Source organism: Psychromarinibacter sediminicola, from assembly GCF_029168335.1.
In the GTDB taxonomy this organism is placed as follows: domain Bacteria; phylum Pseudomonadota; class Alphaproteobacteria; order Rhodobacterales; family Rhodobacteraceae; genus Psychromarinibacter; species Psychromarinibacter sediminicola.
Map to the genome: position 1 here is coordinate 1 of NZ_JARGYC010000081.1, position 19,418 is coordinate 19,418.

At 66.2% G+C, this 19,418-nt stretch carries 16 protein-coding genes and 2 pseudogenes; 15 read left to right on the plus strand and 3 right to left on the minus strand.

Annotated features, from left to right (window positions below; all coding sequences use genetic code 11):
- Positions 1-481: 481 nt before the first annotated feature.
- A pseudogene (locus P1J78_RS20930) lies at positions 482-667 on the plus strand (IS6 family transposase); the annotation flags it as partial.
- On the opposite strand, the gene P1J78_RS20935 reads toward P1J78_RS20930, so the two are convergent.
- The 3 genes from P1J78_RS20935 to P1J78_RS20945 are packed head-to-tail and all read right to left on the minus strand — an operon-like array spanning position 646 to position 3,581.
- Positions 646-2,160, minus strand: a complete 1,515-nt coding sequence (locus tag P1J78_RS20935; RefSeq protein ID WP_275569340.1) for a tripartite tricarboxylate transporter permease — start codon at positions 2,158-2,160, stop codon at positions 646-648. The pseudogene P1J78_RS20930 and the gene P1J78_RS20935 overlap by 22 nt on opposite strands.
- Positions 2,161-2,181: 21 nt before the next feature.
- Complete coding sequence (locus P1J78_RS20940) at positions 2,182-2,613, minus strand: tripartite tricarboxylate transporter TctB family protein (RefSeq protein ID WP_275569341.1); 432 nt, start codon at positions 2,611-2,613, stop codon at positions 2,182-2,184.
- Positions 2,610-3,581 (minus strand): Bug family tripartite tricarboxylate transporter substrate binding protein, encoded by a 972-nt coding sequence (locus P1J78_RS20945; protein WP_275569342.1) that lies wholly within the window; start codon positions 3,579-3,581, stop codon positions 2,610-2,612. The genes P1J78_RS20940 and P1J78_RS20945 overlap by 4 nt, the downstream gene beginning before the upstream one ends.
- A 360-nt stretch (positions 3,582-3,941) precedes the next feature.
- Here P1J78_RS20945 and P1J78_RS20950 point away from each other — a divergent pair, with 360 nt between their 5' ends.
- From P1J78_RS20950 to P1J78_RS21020, 14 genes and pseudogenes are all read left to right on the plus strand, one after another.
- Positions 3,942-4,898 carry a hydroxymethylglutaryl-CoA lyase gene (locus P1J78_RS20950; protein WP_275569343.1) on the plus strand — a complete coding sequence of 319 codons (957 nt, stop codon included), beginning with the start codon at positions 3,942-3,944 and terminating at the stop codon, positions 4,896-4,898.
- A complete protein-coding gene (locus tag P1J78_RS20955; RefSeq protein ID WP_275569344.1) occupies positions 4,895-6,106 on the plus strand; it encodes a CaiB/BaiF CoA transferase family protein in 1,212 nt (403 codons plus the stop codon). Before P1J78_RS20950 ends, P1J78_RS20955 begins: the two co-directional genes overlap by 4 nt.
- Before the next feature lie 146 nt (positions 6,107-6,252).
- On the plus strand, positions 6,253-8,415 hold the full coding sequence (locus tag P1J78_RS20960) for a M1 family metallopeptidase (RefSeq protein WP_275569345.1): 2,163 nt from the start codon (positions 6,253-6,255) through the stop codon (positions 8,413-8,415).
- Positions 8,416-8,429: 14 nt separating this feature from the next.
- A pseudogene (locus P1J78_RS20965) lies at positions 8,430-8,967 on the plus strand (IS6 family transposase).
- Positions 8,968-9,175: 208 nt separating this feature from the next.
- Positions 9,176-10,210 carry a Bug family tripartite tricarboxylate transporter substrate binding protein gene (locus tag P1J78_RS20970; RefSeq protein WP_275569346.1) on the plus strand — a complete coding sequence of 345 codons (1,035 nt, stop codon included), beginning with the start codon at positions 9,176-9,178 and terminating at the stop codon, positions 10,208-10,210.
- A gap of 59 nt (positions 10,211-10,269) precedes the next feature.
- Positions 10,270-10,755, plus strand: a complete 486-nt coding sequence (locus tag P1J78_RS20975) for a tripartite tricarboxylate transporter TctB family protein (protein WP_275569347.1) — start codon at positions 10,270-10,272, stop codon at positions 10,753-10,755.
- A gap of 47 nt (positions 10,756-10,802) precedes the next feature.
- A complete protein-coding gene (locus P1J78_RS20980; protein ID WP_275569354.1) occupies positions 10,803-12,275 on the plus strand; it encodes a tripartite tricarboxylate transporter permease in 1,473 nt (490 codons plus the stop codon).
- A complete protein-coding gene (locus P1J78_RS20985) occupies positions 12,268-13,098 on the plus strand; it encodes a sugar phosphate isomerase/epimerase family protein (protein ID WP_275569348.1) in 831 nt (276 codons plus the stop codon). Before P1J78_RS20980 ends, P1J78_RS20985 begins: the two co-directional genes overlap by 8 nt.
- Positions 13,095-14,444, plus strand: coding sequence for an enolase-like domain-containing protein (locus tag P1J78_RS20990; protein ID WP_275569349.1), 1,350 nt, complete (start codon positions 13,095-13,097; stop codon positions 14,442-14,444). Before P1J78_RS20985 ends, P1J78_RS20990 begins: the two co-directional genes overlap by 4 nt.
- Before the next feature lie 96 nt (positions 14,445-14,540).
- The gene (locus P1J78_RS20995) at positions 14,541-15,674 is read left to right on the plus strand and encodes a Gfo/Idh/MocA family protein (protein WP_275569350.1); all 1,134 of its coding nucleotides are present in this window, start codon (positions 14,541-14,543) and stop codon (positions 15,672-15,674) included.
- Positions 15,671-16,816, plus strand: a complete 1,146-nt coding sequence (locus P1J78_RS21000; RefSeq protein WP_275569351.1) for a dihydrodipicolinate synthase family protein — start codon at positions 15,671-15,673, stop codon at positions 16,814-16,816. The genes P1J78_RS20995 and P1J78_RS21000 overlap by 4 nt, the downstream gene beginning before the upstream one ends.
- Positions 16,813-17,640, plus strand: a complete 828-nt coding sequence (locus tag P1J78_RS21005) for a sugar phosphate isomerase/epimerase family protein (protein ID WP_275569352.1) — start codon at positions 16,813-16,815, stop codon at positions 17,638-17,640. The genes P1J78_RS21000 and P1J78_RS21005 overlap by 4 nt, the downstream gene beginning before the upstream one ends.
- A 7-nt stretch (positions 17,641-17,647) precedes the next feature.
- Positions 17,648-18,478 (plus strand): DUF4147 domain-containing protein, encoded by an 831-nt coding sequence (locus P1J78_RS25600; protein ID WP_445260958.1) that lies wholly within the window; start codon positions 17,648-17,650, stop codon positions 18,476-18,478.
- A 4-nt stretch (positions 18,479-18,482) separates the two neighbouring features.
- Positions 18,483-19,130, plus strand: a complete 648-nt coding sequence (locus tag P1J78_RS21020) for a TetR/AcrR family transcriptional regulator (RefSeq protein ID WP_275569353.1) — start codon at positions 18,483-18,485, stop codon at positions 19,128-19,130.
- The last annotated feature ends 288 nt before the right edge of the window (positions 19,131-19,418 follow it).

The following is a 19,418-nucleotide window of genomic DNA, read 5'->3' on the forward strand; positions in this document are numbered from 1 at the left end:
GTCGGCGACATCTGCGATCTCTTCGAACCCGACGAATGCTGGAACTACTTCAAGGCCGCAGGATATGCCCACGATTAAACGCACGAAGCTCTAGAGTGTGGTCGCTGACCGCTCGAGGGGGACCGTCATCTCGGCTCCCTGCGCGGCGTCGTGACCGGGCAGACCCGCAGAGTGTGGCTATGAATAGGGAGGAGCCTTGGGGGGCAAGTCACTGCGAGGACCACTTCGGCCGATCCTCAATACGAGATGATGTCCCGGGAAGTGGTGTAGCGTAAGCGATGCGAGCACCCCGCCTACTTCCCGTGCCGCTGATCTGGGATGACGCCTCCATGTCGAGATTGGAGGCGTTCATGGGAGACCATCCGGAGCAACATTTGGGGCGGTGTCGAAGGAACTCGACTTGAGGCGGGGCAGGGGCGTCGGGTAGCGTCCGGCCATGACCTGACCTTGTCCATTCAGGTACTTCAAGACGTCGCGCGAGATCGTCCGTCTCGCGGCGATGATGTATGTCCGCTTCCCGCTTTCGCTGCGGAACGTGGTAGACCTGCTGCACGAACGCGGGGTCGACGTCAGCCACGACGCGGTCCGGTACTGGTGGCACCGGTTCGGCACTCTCATCGATCTGACAGCTTCCACAAATCGCCGTCAGCCCTCGGTGAGGCGGGCCTGCCTGCGTTTGCGGTCCCGGCGGGCGAGCCATACCGACAGGCCCAGGAAGACCGCCGTCAGCGCGTAGAGCGTGAGGGAGATGGGGCTTTCGAGCAGAACGCCCCATTCGCCGTCCGAGATGGACAAGGCGCGGCGCAGGTTGCGCTCCATGTCGCCGCCGAGCAGCAGGCCAAGGACGAGCGGGACCAGGCTGATATCGAGCTTGCGGAGCAGGTATCCGAGCACACCGAACATGATCATCAGTTCCAGGTCGAAGATCGAGTTCGAGATCGAGAAGACACCGACGAAGCTGACCGCCGCCACGATTGGCATCAGCGCCCATGTGGGGACCATCATCAGCCGGCTGAACAGGCCGATCATCGGGAGGTTGAGGATCAGCAGCGCCACGTTGCCGAGGTAGAGCGAAGCCACCAGGCCCCAGACCAGGTCGGGCTGGCGTTCGAACAGGAGCGGGCCGGGCTGAACGTTCAGCGAGATCAGCATGGCGAGCATCACGGCGGTGGTGCCCGACCCTGGCACGCCCAGCGACAGCATCGGGATCAGCGCCCCGCCCGAGGCCGCGTTGTTGCCGGCTTCGGGCGCCGCGACGCCCCGCGGGTCGCCCTTGCCGAAGGTGCCGTTCTTGTCGCTGGCCTGTTTCTCCATGGAGTAGGACATGACCGAGCCGAGCGAGGCCCCGGCACCGGGCAGCACGCCCGCGATGAACCCCACGATCGAGCCGCGCACGACGGCCCAGCGCGTCGACCAGATCGCCCGCACGCTCGGCAGCCAGCTGTCGAGCCCGATCGGCGCGGCGCGGTCCTTCGCCGCCTTCTCAAGCAGCATGAGGATCTCGGAGATCGCGAACAGGCCGACCAGGGCCACGATGGCATCCACCCCGTCGTAAAGATGGTAGTTGTCGAAGGTGAAGCGCGGGATCCCCGAGATCGGGTCGAGCCCGGCCGTCGCGATCATCAGCCCGATCAGGGCCGACAGCAGCGTCTTGCGCGGATCGACGCCGGCGATCCCGCCGATGGTGACGAAGGCAAGAATGTAAAGCGCGAAGTAGTCCGCGGGTCCGAAATAGATCGCCAGTCCGGCCAGAAGCGGCGCGAAGAGCGTCAGGCCGACCACCGCCACGGTCGCGCCGAAGAAACTCGCCACGCCGGATATGGCCAGCGCGTCCGCCGCCTTGCCCTGCTTGGCCATGGGGTAGCCGTCGAGCGTGGTCATCACGGCCGGTTCGTCGCCCGGGATGTTCAGCAGGATCGAACTGATGCGTCCGCCGTACATGCAGCCGAAATAGACCGCCGACAGCAGGATCAGCGACGAGGTCGCGTCGAAGCCGAACGCGAAGGTCAGCGGGATGAGGATCGCGACGCCGTTGACCGGGCCGAGGCCGGGCAGGGCACCGATCAGGGTGCCCGTGAAGCAGCCGAGCAGGAGCAGCGCGATGTTCAGCGGCGTGAGCGCAACCGCGAACCCGTCGGCGAGGAACAGAAACGATTCCATGGATAAACCCCGTCCCGTGCGTCAGCCGAACCAGTCGCCCAGGACGGCCAGCGGAAGGCCGAGCACCTGGTCGAAAAGCGCCCACAGCGCGGGGGCGAACAAAGCTCCGAGGATCACCGCCTTGAGCGGGGCGCCGCCCAGGACGATGCCGATGCCCACGATCAGACCGAACGTCGCGAGCGGAAAGCCCAGCGGGCCCAGCAGCCAGGCGTAGCCGGCGAGGATCGCGAGCGCGGCAAGCTGCCGTACAAGGTAGGGCCGCTCGGGCCATTCCACCTGTCCGCTCGGGAAGACGACCAGCGAGGCGGACAGGATCATGGCGGGAATACCGACGATCACCGGGAAGACACCCGGCCCGAGTACGTCCCCGAAACTCGCGGTGTAACCGCGGCCGTACCAGGTGAAGAGCGCCGCGATCATGAAGATCGCGACGCCCGCCAGCCTTACACTCATTCAATCACGCCGATATCGCGCGAGATCTCTTCCATCACCGCGGCCTCGGACACCACGAAGTCCGAGAACTCCTCGCCGCCCCGCCAGATCGGGATCAGGCCGGATTCGACCGCGGCCGTCTGCCATTCCTCGGAGTTGTAGAGCGTCTCGAGGTCGGAGACCCACTCGTCGTATTCCTCGTCCGAGACCTCGCCGCCGGTATAGAGCCCGCGCCAGTTGTAGCCGGTCACGTCGATGCCCTGCGACTTGGCGGTCGGGATATCGGGGAAGGCCGGGATCGGCTCGTCCGACAGCGCCGCGAGAATGCGGATGTCGCCGGATTCCACGAAGCCCGCGATCTCGCCCATGTCGGTCGAGACGACGTCGATCTGGCCGCCCATCATCTGCGTCACGGCGTCGGTGCCGCCGTCGAACTGCACCCAGCGCATCGCGTTCAGATCGTCGAGGCCGCCCTCGCGGGCCACCATCAGCAGGCGGATGTGGTCCCAGCCACCGGCCCCCGAGGAGCCGGCCGTCACGATGGAGCCGGGCTCGTTGGCCATGATCTCGGTCAGCTGGTCCAGCGATTCAATGGGGCTGTCGTCGTCCACGGCGATCACGCCCACGTCCGCGCCGAGCATGGCGAGGTAACGCACCGCGTCGACCGGGGCGGGGTAGCGGCCCTGGGCGATCTGGGTGATGCCCACCGTCGAGGTGGCCACGATCAGCTCGGGGTCGTCGGGCCGCTCGTTGACGACCATCGCGTAGGTCACCGCGCCGACGCCGCCGGGCATGTTGGTGACCTGCACGTTGCCCTCGACGAGGTCGAGCTCGGACAGGATGCGGCCGATGGTGCGGCAGGTGAAATCCCAGCCGCCGCCGGGGTTCGACGGCGCGATGCATTCGGCGGCCGACGCCGGGGCGCTGACCGTCATGCCGACGGCCATGACGATGCCGAAAGCGGCCGAGGTGGGTGTTAAGATTTTCATGCGTACTCCTCCCTGAAGTGCGCTGAGAGGAAAAAACATGTCGGGCCGGTTTGCAAGCAGGCTGTCAGTAATGGGAAATGGACGGGCCAGGGCGCGGACCACGGCTCGCCGGTCGCAGCGGCCCGGGCGCCGGGCCGGCCTCCGGGCAATCCGTATGGAACGCAAATCCTTAGCCCCGGTGCCCCCGGTCGAGACGCATCGTTGCGCCGTGACGGGGCGCGGACCACGACCCGCCACCAGCGCGAAGAGCAAACCCGGCCCTTGTGGACTCCCGCCCGTTTTTGCCATTCAGAGGCCCAATGCACCGGGCGGACCGCCGATCGCGGCCGACCCGGATCTTGTCGAAAGGACCAAAGCCCCATGTCCAGCACCGCGCCCGTGCCCGAAGGCCGCCCGATCACAGTCTGCGAAGTCGGCCCCCGCGACGGCTTCCAGAACGAGAAGACCTTCATCCCGACGGAAAAGAAGATCGAGATCGCGAACGCCCTCTTCGCCAGCGGGCTGCGGCACATGCAGGTGACCTCCTTCGTCAGCCCGCGCGCCGTGCCGCAACTTGCCGACGCCGAGGACGTACTGGCCGGGATCGACCGGCCGGACGGGGCGTGGGTCACGGCCCTCGTTCCCAACCTGCGCGGGGCGGAGCGGGCTGCGAATTGCGCGCTCGACGCGGTGCATACCGTGGTCTCCGCTTCCGAGACGCATAACCTCAAGAACGTAAACCGCCCCATCGACCAGTCGCTGACGGAATTCGAGGCCGTGTTCGACCGCCTGAAGACCGCCGGTATCGCCGTCGAGGGCGGCATCGCCACTGCCTTCGGCTGCCCGTTCGAGGGTGTCGTCCCGGCCGAGCAGGTCGCCCGCATCGCCCGCCGCTACCAGGAGCTCGGCGCCGAAAGCGTCTCGCTCGGCGACACCACGGGCATGGCGACGCCGCTGACGGTGCGCGCCGCGGTCCGAGCCATCCGCGACGCCGCGCCCGGGCTCGACATCCACCTGCATTTCCACAACACGCGCGGCGTGGGGCTCGCCTGCGTCATGACCGGGCTGGCCGAGGGTGTGACCCACTACGACGCCGCCGTCGGCGGGCTGGGCGGCTGCCCCTTCGCGGCCGGCGCCACCGGCAATATCTGCACCGAGGACCTCGTCTACCTGCTGCAGGAAAGCGGTTACGCCACCGGCGTCGACCTCGACCGCCTGATCGACGCGGCGCTGCTGGCGCAATCGGTGATCGGCCGCGAGCTGCCCGGGCAGGTCATCAAGTCCGGTCCCAGGCTGAAGCGGCATGACCCCGAACTCACGACGACGGCGGCAGGATGACGGCGCTTCCCCTTTCCGGCGTCCGTGTCGTCGACCTGACGCGCATCCTGTCCGGCCCGTTCTGTTCCATGCTGCTGGGCGATCTCGGGGCCGATGTCGTCAAGATCGAGGCCCCGGGCGGCGATCCCGTGCGACAGCAGGGCCACGACGTCGGCGGCCTCTCGTGGTATTTCGCGGCATTCAACCGAAACAAGAAATCCATCGAACTGAACCTGCGGGATCCCAAGGGTATCGCCGTGCTCGAAAGGCTTCTCTCCGACGCCGACATCCTGACGGAGAACTTTCGCCCCGGGGTTCTCGAAGGCATGGGGCTGACGGCGGCGCGGCTTCGCGAGATCAACCCCGGCCTGATCGTGGTGAGCGTGAACGGCTATGGCAGCACCGGCCCCTATGCCGACCGGCCCGCGTTCGATTTCATCGCGCAGGCCATGTCCGGCTACATGGCCACGAACGGAACGCCCGAAACCGGCCCGCTGCGCACGGCCCCGCCCATCACCGACCTCGTTGCCGGGCTCTATGCCGCGCTCGCTGCCGTGTCGGCCCTGCGAAGCCGAGAGAACGGCGGGCCTGTCCAGCGGGTCGAGGCGTCGATGATGATGTCGATGCTTTCGATGATGGCCTACCTGTCGTCCAACGCTCTGGCGACGGGCCGCGACCCGGTGCCGACGGGGAACGACCACCCGATCGCGTCTCCCTACGGGCTGTTCCGCGCGGCCGACGGGGATATCGCGGTCGCGCCGTCGACCGAGGTCATCGTGCGGCGATTCCTGCGGGAAATCGGCCTCGAACACCTGCTGTCCGATCCGCGGTTCGAGAATAACGAGGCGCGCCTGGCGAACCGCGCCGACCTGAACGCCATGATCAACGAAGCCCTCGCCGGCGGCACGCAGGACGACTGGATCGCGCGGCTGAACCGTGCGGGGGTGCCGTGCGGGCGGGTTCAGTCGATGACCGAGGCGCTGGCCGATCCACAGGTCGCGGCCCAGGAGATGGTGCTGCGGATTCCGCACGAGGGCCGCGGCGAGATCGCGATGACCGGGTTTCCGATGAAGTTCTCCGAAACGCCGCTTCATGTGCATCACCCGGTGCCGGAGCTTGGCGCCGACGGACGGGCGTCGCTTCTCGACGCCGGACTGAGCGACGCAGAGATCGACGCGCTGATCGAACAAGGCATACTCGGCCCCGGCACCCGGGGGGACGGCGGGTAGCAGGGAAAGCGCCGGTTGGCGGGCCGGCGCCCGGAGAGACGGACCCGGGCCGTCCGGCTGCGGGCTTTCCTTGTCGGCCGGGCAAGATATCTTCCCGACTAAGAAACCGGCATCGCCGGGTCCGGGGCTGGCGGAGGGATGCTGCGATGCGACCGATAAGAGGCGACGACGGCACGGCGGTCTTTCGCGCTGTTGTCCGCGTTTTCCTGGCCGTCGCATTGCCGGTGATCTCGGCGCCGGTTTATGCCCAGCGCAACGCGCCCGACCTGTCCGCCAACGTTGAAATCGACGCCGCGACGGGGGCGTTTGTCGCCGAGGCGGTGCTCGAGGCGCCGCAAGGCGACGTGGTTCTTCCCGGCGCCGAGTGGCTTGTCATCGACGACGTGGAGCTTGTGACAGGGGGCGAGGACCTGGCCGATGCCGTCAAGGACGGCACGCTTGGTGCGGAGGCGCACCGGAACATGGATCTCCGCGGTTCCGTCTCCGGTCAACTGCCCGCCCCGCAGCAGCCCCCGGCCGCCGTCGCCTGGAGCACGGAGGCGACCTACCTGGTCGGCGCGGCCTGGTTCCCCGTCGATGACGTCGAGATACGTGACCACGACATCACCGTAACCGTTTCCGCCTCTCAACGGGTCGCGGCAACCGGTACGCTCTTGTCCGATGCCGTGACGGACGGCCGCCGCGAGACCAGGCACGTCTTCACTGGCCGCGCGCGCGACGTCGGTCTGTTCCTGGGGCCTTACGTCCCGGACGAGACCGTGCACGGCGACCTGGAGTTGCGAACCTACTTCGAGCAAGCCGACGCCGATCTGTCCGGTCGGTACTTCGAGGCCCTTGCCCGCTATCTCGACCGCTACGAGTCCGAGGTGGGCGACTACCCGTATGGCGGGTTCTCGGTGGTGTCGGCGCCGATCCCGGTGGGACTTGGCTTCGCCGGGCTGACCTATGTCAGCGGGGACATCCTTGCCCATCCCTACATGACCGGACGCTCGCTTGCCCACGAGGTTCTGCACAGCTGGTGGGGCAACGCCGTGGGTGTCGATTTCGACACCGGGAACTGGGCGGAAGGGCTGACGACCTTCCAGGCCGATTACGCCCTGGCGGAAGACCGCGGAGACGAGGCGGCCCGCGACATGCGGATCGGCTGGATACGCGACCTGGCGCGGCTTTCGGACGCGCAGATGCGGCCGCTGGCTGCCTTTCGCGCGTCATCCCACGCGGGAGACCAAAGCGAAGGATACGGCAAGGCCGCGCTCGTCTTCCACATGCTGCGGGACGAGGTGGGGCCGGGGCCGTTTGGCGCGGGCATACGGGGCTTTTACGATCGCAACCGCAACCGGATCGCGGGATGGGCCGATCTGCGGGCCGCGTTCGAGGAAGGCGCGGGGCGCGAACTCGGGTGGTTCTTCGATCAATGGATCTCGCGTGCGGGTTTGCCAAGGGTTGAGATCGTCGAGGCCGCGTTGCGGGAGACGGCGGATGGCACGGTGGCCTCCCTGTCCCTGCGGCAGGAGAGCCCGGCATACCGGTTGCGCGTGCCGCTGGTATTCGCGCTGCCGAGCGGGCCCGAACACCGGATCGTAGAACTGTCCGAAGAGCGGGAGAGCGTCGACATTCTGTTGGCCGCGCGGCCGCGCACCGTCCGCCTCGACCCGGACTTCGACCTGGCGCGCCGCCCGCTCGACGGCGAACTTGCGCCGATCCTCCGCTCGGTGGGGGCACGGGCGCGATCCGGGCGATCGCCGCCGCGCCGCTCGGCGCACGGGCCGATGCCATCGCCGCGCTCCTCGGCCCGGCGACCGGCCTGCCGCGGCTTTCCTGGGAGCCCGCCGGAGCGGGCCCGGGCGACGACGGCCCGGCTACGGTCATTGCCGGGCCTGCCGACGACGTGGCGGCCGAGCGACCGGCGCATCTGGGGCCCGAGCCGGCGATTGCCGGCCAAGGCAGGACACGGCTTTGGGTGGAGCGTGACGGCGAAGGCCGTCTCTGGATGTTCCTGTCCTTCGAGAACGCCGAGGAGGTGGGGGCGGATCTGCAGGCGCTGCGCTACTACGCCGGCCAGAGCTACGTCGCCTTCAAGGACGGGCGCGCCGTCGACCTCGGGGTCTGGGAGACCGAGAACGGGGCCGGCGCATTTCGGTTTGCGACGCCCGGTGAGCGCCCCTGAAGACCTAAACAGCCGCACCGCACGACCCGCACGTGCCCGCGGTTCACGGAGAGCCGCGGGCGGGACGCGTTTGAGGCGGTGGCGATGCCACCTCGACAAGAGGTACTGTCACGTTAACCGGGTGGTGAACGCGGTGGCCTGACGGTAAACATCGTTATGCGCCCCCTCACATACGCTCGCCACCGGTTTCCACCAGCGATCATCCAGCACGCCGCCTGGCTCTATTTCCGGTCTGCGCTGAGCTACCGCGACGTTGAGGACATGCTCGCCGACCGCGGCATCGACGTGTCCGACGAAACCGTCCGGCGATGGGTGCACAAGTTCGGCGGCATCCACGCCGAGCGGGTCCGTCAGCGCCGACCAAGACCTTCGGATCGATGGCACCTGGATGAAGTCTTTCTTAGAATCGGCGGCAAGACCGTCTACCTGTGGCGCGCCGTCGACGACGAAGCAAGACCGGCACGTGACGGGCGGACGCTCGAACAACCGAGCGGAGGTTTCACATCAGCCAACCCGACGCCGAGAGCGGAAACAGATCCGCTTCAAGTCACCCGGCGCCGCACAGCGCTTCCTCGCCTCCCACTCCGCAATTTCCAATCACTTCAACCTCCAGCGCCATTTGATCTCCCGCAGAACGTTGAAGGTGTTCCGCTCCACGGCAACGGCGGATTGGCGCGAGATCGTGGCTGTCTGACGTCGGCTACATACAACCTGCACCTCAGGGCGAACTAACGTAACAGCGGCCAGTGGTGAGCTGACGCCTCGAACCAGTACGCGTAACTCTGTTCCTGCGTCGCCCGCAATTCCCTCGTAACTAACTGTTTTGGCGAATTTTTAGGTGTTTGACAGTTCCCTGGCGCATAAGTAACCTACTGGTAGGTAACTTAGGGAGGAGATACCAGATGACGGCACCCCAAAGCATTGCGATTGCGGCCATGATGGCGGTTCTCGCCGGTCCCGTTGCGGCACAGGACAGCGAATACAGCTGGCAGCCGGACCGCCCGATCAACATCATCGTGCCCTGGTCCGCGGGCGGGTCGACCGACCAGGTCACGCGCGTTATCGCGCCGATCCTGGAAGAAGCGCTCGGCACCGAGATCGTGGTGGTGAACCAGCCTGGCGCGTCCGGCTCGACCGGCACGAAGGCTGCGCTCGATGCACCGCGCGACGGCTATACCTGGACAGCGAACGCGATTGCCAACAATGCGACCTACACCGTGACCGGCCTGATCGACGACACCTCGATCGAGGATTACCGGATCTATCTTCACGTTGCGAACGTTCCGCTGGTCAGCGTGAACGTGAACACAGAGTATCAGGATTTTCCGAGCCTTCTGGACGCGATGAAGAACGGCGAAGTAACGGTCGGCACCGCCGGCGTGAACTCGTCGGGAGGCATGGCCTTGGCGGCGCTGAGGCAGGAGGCGGACGGCGAATTGGCCGGCGCGCGGATGATCACCTATGACGGCGGCAACCCGGCTGTCATCGCCGCGGCGAGCGGCGAGGTGGACGCCACGACGCAGCTTGCCGTGGAGCAGACCGAGATGATCCGCGCCGGGCGTCTGCGCTCGCTCACGGTGTTCTCGGACACTCCGCTCGAGGTCGAGGGAATTGACCCGGTACCGCCGATTACCGACTTCATGCCGGACTTCCACGTCGCAAAAGACTATTTCGGGGTCTTCATCCCGAAAGGCGCTCCGGAAGAGGTCTATGAAACCGTGGACCAGGTTTGGAAAGACCACGTGATGAACGCCCCGGAACTGCAGGAATATGCCAACGATCGCGGCGCGATCTTCGATCCGAGCTACGGCGAGGACGCTTTGGCGAAGGCGATGCCCGTGGTGATTGCCGAGGCCTGCGCCCGGGTCGAGCGCGGTGAGGCCGTCGTCGATCCCTCCGAGATCGGAATCGACTGCGAGACGGGCGCCGCCGAGTAAGTGATCCGCCGGGGAGCGGTCCTGCCGCTCTCCGGCCATGCCCTCCACAGGAGCAAGACATGCGTATGGCGACAGCGGATCGCGTGACCGCGGTTGTTCTGTTCGTCGTTGGACTGGCGATGGCGATCGGCGGCTGGACGATGGACCGGCTCGAGGTGCGCAACATCCATCCCGCATCGATCCCGGGCCTGGTCCCTATTATCCTTGGCGTACTGCTTGCAATCTGTGCGGTGCTGCTCTGGTATTCGACCACGAAGGATCCCGAGCGGGGCACGCGCGAATTCATGGCGGACGGCTCCTGGCTGCGCCTCGCGCTCACCGGAGTGAGTTGCGTGGTCTACGCCCTGGTCCTTGTCGGCTGGTTGCCGTTCTTCTGGGCCACCGCCGTTTTCGTCAGCGTATTCGCATTGATCTTCACATGGCCGGAGCGGGCCGAACAGAAGGCGCGTGCGCTGGCCATCGGAGGTGCGCTCGTCCTGGGGTTCGCCGTCGCTTTCGGTGTTTCCATTCTCTTCGAACAAGCATTTCTGGTCAGGTTGCCATGAGCGGACTGGTTGATCTCGGAGCCTCACTGTGGGCGCTGCTGACGCCGATGACATTGTTCCACGTGGCGTGGTCGATGCTTGTCGGGATCATCGTCGGGAGCCTGCCGGGTCTGACCGCGACGATGGGCGTCGCGCTGATGACGACGCTGACCTACTCGCTCGACAGCGAGCTCGCGATCCTCGTGCTTCTATGCATGTATGTGGGAGCGATCTATGGCGGTTCGCGCAGTGCGATCCTGCTGAATATCCCCGGCACTCCGGCCTCCGCGGCGACCTCGCTCGACGGCTATCCGCTCGCCCGCGCCGGAAAGGGCGGCTACGCGATGGGTCTCGCGACCGCCGGCTCGGTGATCGGAACGCTGGTCGCGATCCTGATGCTGGTCATGATCGCCCCGCCGCTGGCCGAGGCGGCGATGAATTTCGGCAGTTTCGAGTTCTTCTGGCTCGCGGTCTTCGGCATCGTCATCTCGGGCCAGCTGACTGCGGACACGACGCCGCTCAAGGGCTACATCGCCGGCATTCTCGGCCTGATGGCTGCGATGGTCGGGTCCGAAGGGCTTCACGCCCATGTCCGGTTCTCCTTCGGCATCGACGACCTGAACGCGGGCATTGCGCTGATCCCCGCGATGGTCGGGGCGTTCGGTTTCGCCGAGGTTCTGACGGCGATGTGGAACCGCAGAGGCGTACTCGCCTCGACGAAGGACAAGAGCGACCGGACGATCCCGCGCCTTCTTGACCTTTGGCGGTTCAAGTGGATTTCGATCCGGTCGGGGATCATCGGCACGCTCGTCGGCATCATTCCCGGCGTCGGCGAGGATATCGGTGCCTGGGCCTCCTATGCCGCCGCGCGCCGCACCAGCAAGGAGCCCGACAAATACGGCTCCGGCAGCTACGAGGGGCTAGCCGCCGCCGAAACGGGTAACTCCGCGGTGGTTCCGGGCTCGCTGATCCCGGCGATCACGCTGGCCGTGCCCGGGTCGGCCTCAGCCGCCGTGTTGATCGCGGCCTTCTTCATCCACGGCATCCGTCCCGGTCCGCTGATCATGATCGAACAGCCGGAATTCATCAGCTCGGTCGCGGCAATGCTGGTGCTGGCGACGATCGCGATGGGGATCTATGGACTGGCGCTGACGCGTGTCTTCATCCTGGTGCTCAAGGTGCCCTACGCCTACCTGATGCCGGTCGTGTTCACGCTCTGCGTTATCGGCACCTACGCACTGAGCCAGCGGATCTTCGACATCGTGATCATGGTCGGTTTCGGCTTGCTGGGGTTCGTGCTGCGCCAGATGAAGTATCCGATGGCGCCGCTAGTCCTGGGAATCATCCTGGGCGACCTTCTGGACAAGAGCCTGCGGCGCGGGCTCACGCTGAGCGATGGCGACCTGACGCCGTTCTTCACCCGTCCGGTGTCGGCCGGCTTCGCGGCGCTGATCTTGATTTCTGTCATGCTGAACTTGCCTTTCGTCCGGAGGGGGCTTTCGCGATTGATTGGACGCGGCAGGCGGACGAAAAATGCTTGAACTGACTCTGTGTAACGAACTCCTGCATGCCGACGGGCTGAGCCTGCATCGGCAATGCGAAGTGGCCCGGGAGCTGGGCTATGCCGGATTGGAGCTGGCGCCCTCGACGCTAGGCGAGGCGCCACATCGGCTCGGACCCGGCGAACGCGCCGAGATCCGCCGCATGATCGAAGGTGCGGGGGTGCGCGTGACCGGGCTGCACTGGCTTCTGACCGGCTATCCGGATCTCTCGATTACCGACCGCCGGGTGCGGAGCGAAACCCGCGGGGTACTTTGTGATCTGGTCGATCTCTGCGCGGATCTCGGCGGTTCGGTGCTGGTGCACGGGTCGCCCCAGCAGCGGGTTCGGCCCGAGGGCATCTCGGACGAGGACCTTCTGGACGATCTCGCCAGGCTTTTCGCGCCCGTCGCCGACCGGGCCGCAAGCCGCGGAGTAACTTACTGCATCGAGCCGCTGGCGACCGCCGAGACCGCGGTCGTGAACACGGTCGAGGAAGGTGTCCGGCTGGTGGATGCAATCGACCGGCCGGCGTTCCGTACGATGATTGATTGCAGCGCGGCCGGGCGGGTGGAACCGCCGGTCGCCGATCTCATCCGCAATTGGATCCCGTCGGGCAAGATCGGTCATATCCATGCCAACGACACCAATCGCGGTGGGCCCGGGATGGGTGAGGATCCGTTCCACGACATCGTCGCGGCCTTGATCGAAACGGGATGGGAGGCGCCCGTCGGGGTCGAGCCGTTCCGCACGATAGTCGACGCGACGGTTACAGCCGGCGTCGCCGCCGCCACGCTGCGCGCCTGCGAGAGGGGGCTGGGATGAGCAATGCCCCGAGCCTGAGACTCCGCGACATCCGGCTCTCGGAGCGCCCTGTGACGATGCGCCTGCCATTCCAGTTCGGAAGCACGGAAGTGCGCGAGACGGCCGAGATCTACTGCAGGGTGACCGTGGAGGTGCGCGACCAGGTGGTGCCTGGCATTTCGGCGCAGCTCATGGTGCCGCGCTGGTTCGACAAGCGCGCGGGCCTGTCCAACGAAGAGACGATCGAAGAGCTTCGCCGCGCCTGCGAGGCTGCTGCCTCGGTGGGGCGCGGTATGCAGGGCACCGTCGCCGCGCTGTCCAGTGGGATCCGGGCAGAAACGCCTGGTCGACTGTCGGAGGGTACGCCGGCATTGGCTGCCGGGTTCGGACCTGCTCTTGTCGAAATGGCGCTGATCGACGCGGTCTGCCGCGCCGCCGACATGCCATTCTGGCGCGCGGCGGAGGCCGATCTTTTTGGCCTGTCGCACGACTTGCCGCAGGGGCTGTCGAAGGACGTCTTCGACGCGGCGATGAGCGGGATCGGACCGCCCGCACGGATCGCGCTGCGCCACACGATCGGCTTCGACGCACCCCTCGTCGAGCGGGGTACGGGCGCTCCCCGGGACGGCTTGCCCGTGACTGTGGCCGAGGTTGCCGAAGAGACCGGAATCCGGGCTTGGAAGATCAAGCTGAAAGGCGATCCCGACGCGGACGCGCGGCGGCTGACCGACCTGCAGTCCGTCTTGGCCGGCCGGATGCAGGGCGGGGTGACACTGGATGCCAACGAGCAATACACTGCCGACGCATTTCGCGCACTGCTGGAGCAACTCTCGTCGGACTCGCTTTCCGATCTCGCCGGGGCGGTTCGTTTCTTCGAACAGCCTTTCGCTCGCGAGACCGCGCTGAACGCCCCGGTGGATTTCGGCGTGCCGATGGTCATCGATGAGAGCGACGACCACCGTGACGTATTTCCGCGCGCACTGGACCTCGGCTGGGCAGGAACCTCGATCAAGAGCTGCAAGGGGGTGTTGCGCGCGCTGGTCAACATGGCCCGGGCCCGGGCGGCCGGCGCGATCCTGACGGCGGAGGATCTCACCTGTCAGCCGGGCCTCTGCTGGACCCAAGATACGGCGATGGCGGCTGTCTGCGGTGTCCGGGACGTCGAACGCAACGGACATCATTTCGCAGGCGGCATGCAGGGCGCGAGCGAACCGGAATGTGCGGCGATGCTCGCCGCACATGATGACATTTTCGAACTACGGGGAGGCCGGCCTGCGCTGGCGATCCGGGCCGGAGGCGTGCGCATCGGTTCTCTCGACCGGCCAGGCTTCGGCGCATCCGACGTGCTGCTTAGGTCCGGGGATTGACGCGATCTCTGCTACTACCTACTAGTTGGTAACTTAAATGAGGTCGGACCGGAAAGGGAGGAAAAACAGGTGAAGACACGGCGAATTGGCATCATCATGCACGGCGTCACCGGGCGGATGGGTATGAATCAGCACCTGATCCGCTCGGTTCTTGCCATCCGCGAGCAGGGCGGGCTCGAACTGACGGACGGCACGCGTCTGGTGCCCGACCCGGTCATCGTCGGGCGCAATCCCGACAAGGTCGAGGCGCTCGCCAGGGCGCACGGGGTCGAGCGCTGGACGACGGATCTCGACGAGGCCCTCGCCGATCCGAATGACGAGATATTCTTCGACGCGGCCAGCACCCAGATGCGGCCGGGACTGCTTCGAAAGGCGATCGACGCCGGCAAGCACGTCTACTCGGAAAAGCCGGTTTCGGAGGATCTCGAAGACGCTGTCGCGATTGCCCGTCACGCCAAGGAGAAGGGCGTCAAGAACGGCATCGTGCATGACAAACTCGACCTGCCGGGGCTTCTGAAGCTGAAGCGCCTGCGGGACTCGGGGTTCTTCGGCAAGATGCTCTCGGTTAAGGGGGAATTCGGCTACTGGGTGTTCGAGGGTGATTGGATGCCTGCGCAGCGCCCGAGCTGGAACTACCGCGCCGAGGACGGCGGCGGCATGATCTCGGACATGCTGTGCCACTGGCGCTATGTACTGGACAATGTTGTCGCGCCGGTGAAGTCGGTCAGCTGTCTCGGAGTCACCCATATCGACAAGCGGGTCGACGAGGCCGGCAAGAGCTACGATGCCACTGCCGACGACGCCGCCTACGCCACCTTCTTGCTCGACGGGCCGGACGGCGAAATCGTCGCCCATATCAACTCGAGCTGGTGCACGCGCGTCCGCCGAGATGATCTGGTCACGTTCCAGATCGACGGCACACATGGCTCTGCCGTGGCGGGCCTGCACAAGTGCCTCAGCCAGCACCGCGTGAACACGCCGAAGCCGGTCTGGAACCCCGATCAGCCGCGCGAGCACGACTTCTTCGACGATTGGGAAGAGGTTCCCGACAACTTCGATTTCGATAACGGCTTCAAGGTGCAGTGGGAGCAGTTCCTGCGCCATGTCGCCGAGGACGCGCCCTGGTCCTATTCCCTCGCCGAGGGGGCCAAGGGCGTGCAACTGGCCCAGGCAGGTTATCAGAGTTCGAAAGAGCGGCGCTGGGTCGACCTGGAGGATCTTGGTCTATGACGACGACACTGAACCTTCCCGGCGGCCCCGTCACCCTGAAGGCGGGGCCGGTGCCCGAAGCCACCGGGAACTGGACGCGCACCGCCTATGCCGCGTGCCACGTCGTCGCCGATCCCCTCGCCGAGGGCGATCCGTGGATCGACGTTAACGTCGATTGGGACCGCACGCTCGCCTTCCGCGAACACCTGTGGTCGCTGGGCCTCGGGGTCGCCGAGGCGATGGACACGGCACAGCGCGGCATGGGGCTCGACTGGCCCACCTCGCTCGAACTGATCCAGCGCTCGACGGCGCTGGCCCGCGACAAGGGAGGCCTGATCGCCTCGGGTGCGGGTACCGACCACCTCGCCCCCGGACCGGATGTCACGGTAGACGATGTCATCGCCGCCTACGAGGAGCAGTGCGAGGCGGTCGAGGCCGCCGGGTCGCCGGTGATCCTGATGGCGAGCCGGGCACTGGCGAAAGCCGCGAAAGGCCCCGACGATTATGCCAGGGTCTATTCCCGGATCCTGTCGAACCTGTCCCAACCGGCGATCCTGCACTGGCTGGGCGAGATGTTCGACCCGGCACTCGAGGGCTACTGGGGCACGACCGACCACATGGCGGCGATGGAGACCGCGTTGGAGGTCATCGCCGACAACGCCACGAAGGTCGACGGCATCAAGATCAGCCTGCTGAGCGCCGAGAAGGAGATCGCCATGCGGCGGCGGCTGCCGCAGGGCGTGAAGATGTATACCGGCGACGACTTCAACTATCCCGACCTGATCGAGGGTGACGACAGCGGCTATTCCCACGCCCTGCTCGGCATCTTCGATCCGCTCGCCGGAGCCGCCGCGCGGGCGATGTCGCAACTCGCCGCGGGCGATACCACCGGCTATCATGAAACGTTCGCACCGACCGTGCCGCTGGCCCGCCATATCTTCCAGACGCCGACCCGTTTCTACAAGACGGGCGTGGTGTTCATGGCCTATCTCACTGGCCATCAGGACCATTTCACCATGGTCGGCGGACAGGAGAGCGCACGCTCGACGCGCCACCTGGCCGACATCGTTCGGCTCGCCAATGATGCCGGCCTGTTCACCGATCCCGAACGAGCGGCCGCCCGGGCGCGGCCTGTCTTCCAGGCGCGCGGGGTGGCGGCATGAGCGGGCTCGCGCCGCATCGGCTGTCGCTGAACACCGCGACCGTGCGCGAGCAATGGAACCTCGCGGAGGCCATCGAGGGGTGCGCGCGCCACGGTATCGGCGGTATCTGCCCCTGGCGCGACAAGCTGCACGAGATGGGTGTCGAGGCCGCAGCGCGCGCCATCCGGGATGCCGGACTGGGCGTCTCGGGCCTCTGTCGCGGCGGCTGGTTCACCCAGACCGGCGCGGTGGATGACGCGGTGATCGACGACAACCGCCGCGCCGTGGACGAGGCGGCCACCCTTGGCGCGGATTGCCTGGTGATGGTTGTTGGGGGCCTGCCCGAGGGCAGTCGCGACCTGCCGACCGCATGGGCGCTTGTCGAGGACGGGCTGGCGGCGACCCTCGAATATGCCCGCAAGGTCGGCGTGAAGATCGCGATCGAACCGCTGCATCCTATGTATGCCGCCGATCGCGCCTGTGTGAATACGATGCGGCAGGCGCTGGACATCTGCGACCGCCTCGGCCCGGGGATCGGCTGTGCCGTGGATGTCTACCATGTTTGGTGGGATCCCGAGCTGGAAGAGCAGCTCGCCCGTGCCGGCAAGGAGCGCATCCTGGCCTTCCATCTCTGCGACTGGCTGGTGCCGACACGTGACCAGCTCACCGACCGCGGCATGATGGGGGACGGCGTCATCGACATACCCCGCATACGTGGATTGGTCGAAGCGAACGGGTTCGAAGGTCTGAACGAGGTCGAGATCTTCTCGGCCCTGAATTGGTGGCGTCGCGATCCCGACGAGGTTCTCGCCACGGTCGTCGAGCGCGGCCGGACGGTTTGCTGAGCAGGGCATGACAGGCGTGGCGCGACCGGCACCGCCACCGAAGGTCGATGCGGATACCCTGCTGCGGCAGATGTTCGATGCCGCCCTCGCAGCGTCGGCCCCGGCCGATACGCAGTCGCGCGACCTGCAGCCGCGCCCGGTCGGACGGCTCCTGGTGGTTGGTGCGGGCAAGGCCAGCGGGCGCAAGGCGCAGGCGCTGGAACGGAGCTGTGGACCTTGCGAGGGCCTCGTCGTCGTCTCGTATGGATCGGTCCTTCCGACCGAAGGGGTCGAATTGATCGAGGCGGGGTATCCGGTGCCGGACGGCAACAGCGAGGCCGCCGCCCGCAGGATGCTCGGTATGGCCGAAAGCCTCGGACCCGACAACACGATGGTGGCGCTGATCTCGGTCGGCGAGACGACGGTGACCGTGCGGGGATCCCCGGGCCGCGGCGGGCGCAGCACGGGATTCCTGCTCGCCTTTGCCATCGGCGCGGCGGGCGCGCGAGACATATCGGTGCTGGCCTGCGACAGCGATGAACGGGACGGATCCGAACGCAATGCGGGCGCGATCTGGCATGACTGTGCCCCCCTTCGATATCGCCGCGGCGCGGGAGCGGTTGCACCGCAACGACGCCTGGACGCACTTTCACGAAACCGGCGGGCTGATCGAGACAGGACCGACGCATACCAATGTCAACGATGTCCGCATCGCGCTCGTCCTTCCGGATGCGGCGATGACATGACCCGCGCAAGCAGCAGACCGGGGCCCGTCGATATTCGGTCCCGCTGCAGCAGAGGGCGCGTTTTGCACGTCCGGACCCGAAGCAGTATAGGTTGTCGCACCACGACCGGATAACGCCATGCACGACGATACCAGCGAGCCAGTGACACGAGGCCGCCGCCGCGATGCGGAGCGGAGCAAGCAGCTGATACTCCAGGCCGCATTGGAAGAATTCTCGAGCTATGGACATTCCGGCGCCCGCGTCGATCGGATCGCGCGTCACGCCGGGGTGAGCAAACCGTTGATCTACGACTATTTCGGCGACAAGGACGCGATCTATTCGGCGGCGCTGAAAGAGGCTTATGTCCAGATCCGCGAGGGCGAACAGCAGCTGGAACTCGACGCACTGTCACCCGAAGATGCGGTACGCAGCCTCGTCCACTTCACGATGGCGCACTTCCGGAAGAAGCCCTGGTTCATCTCGATGCTGAACACCGAGAACTTGCGCGGCGGCGAGACGATCCGCGAAATCCAAGACGCCGCCGGCGTGCAGTCAGTGCTGGTCGAGCGTCTGCGCGATGTCCTGTGCAGAGGCGAGGAGAAAGGCGTGTTCCGGAGCGGTGTCGATCCGATCGAGTTCTACATCTACATTGCGTCGCTCTGCTACTTCCCGGTTTCGAACATCCACACGCTCTCGGCGGTCTTTCAACTCGAGATCGATGACGCCTGGCTCAAGCGCCGGGCGAGCGAGTCCGCCGAGATGCTGCTCGCGTATCTCGCACCCTGAGAGCTTTGCGCCCCCCAGGCACGCCACGAGCGAGAGGTCCTCGAATGTTTCCTGACGAAGACCGGCGAAAAGAAGGCGGCTCGGAGACTCCTCAAGAAAACAATGAAGCGCTGGCGTCGGCCGGACAGTCCAAGCTGAGACGGGGGCGACCGCGTTGCGAGTCGCCCGGTTGATGACCATTGCAAAGAAGTCCTTAGAGCCTCGTGCGGAAAACCAGAGTCGGGGATTCCCATAAGGAAGGGTTTGTGATTCACTATATGTGGAGGTGGATCATGGGAAAACCGCTAT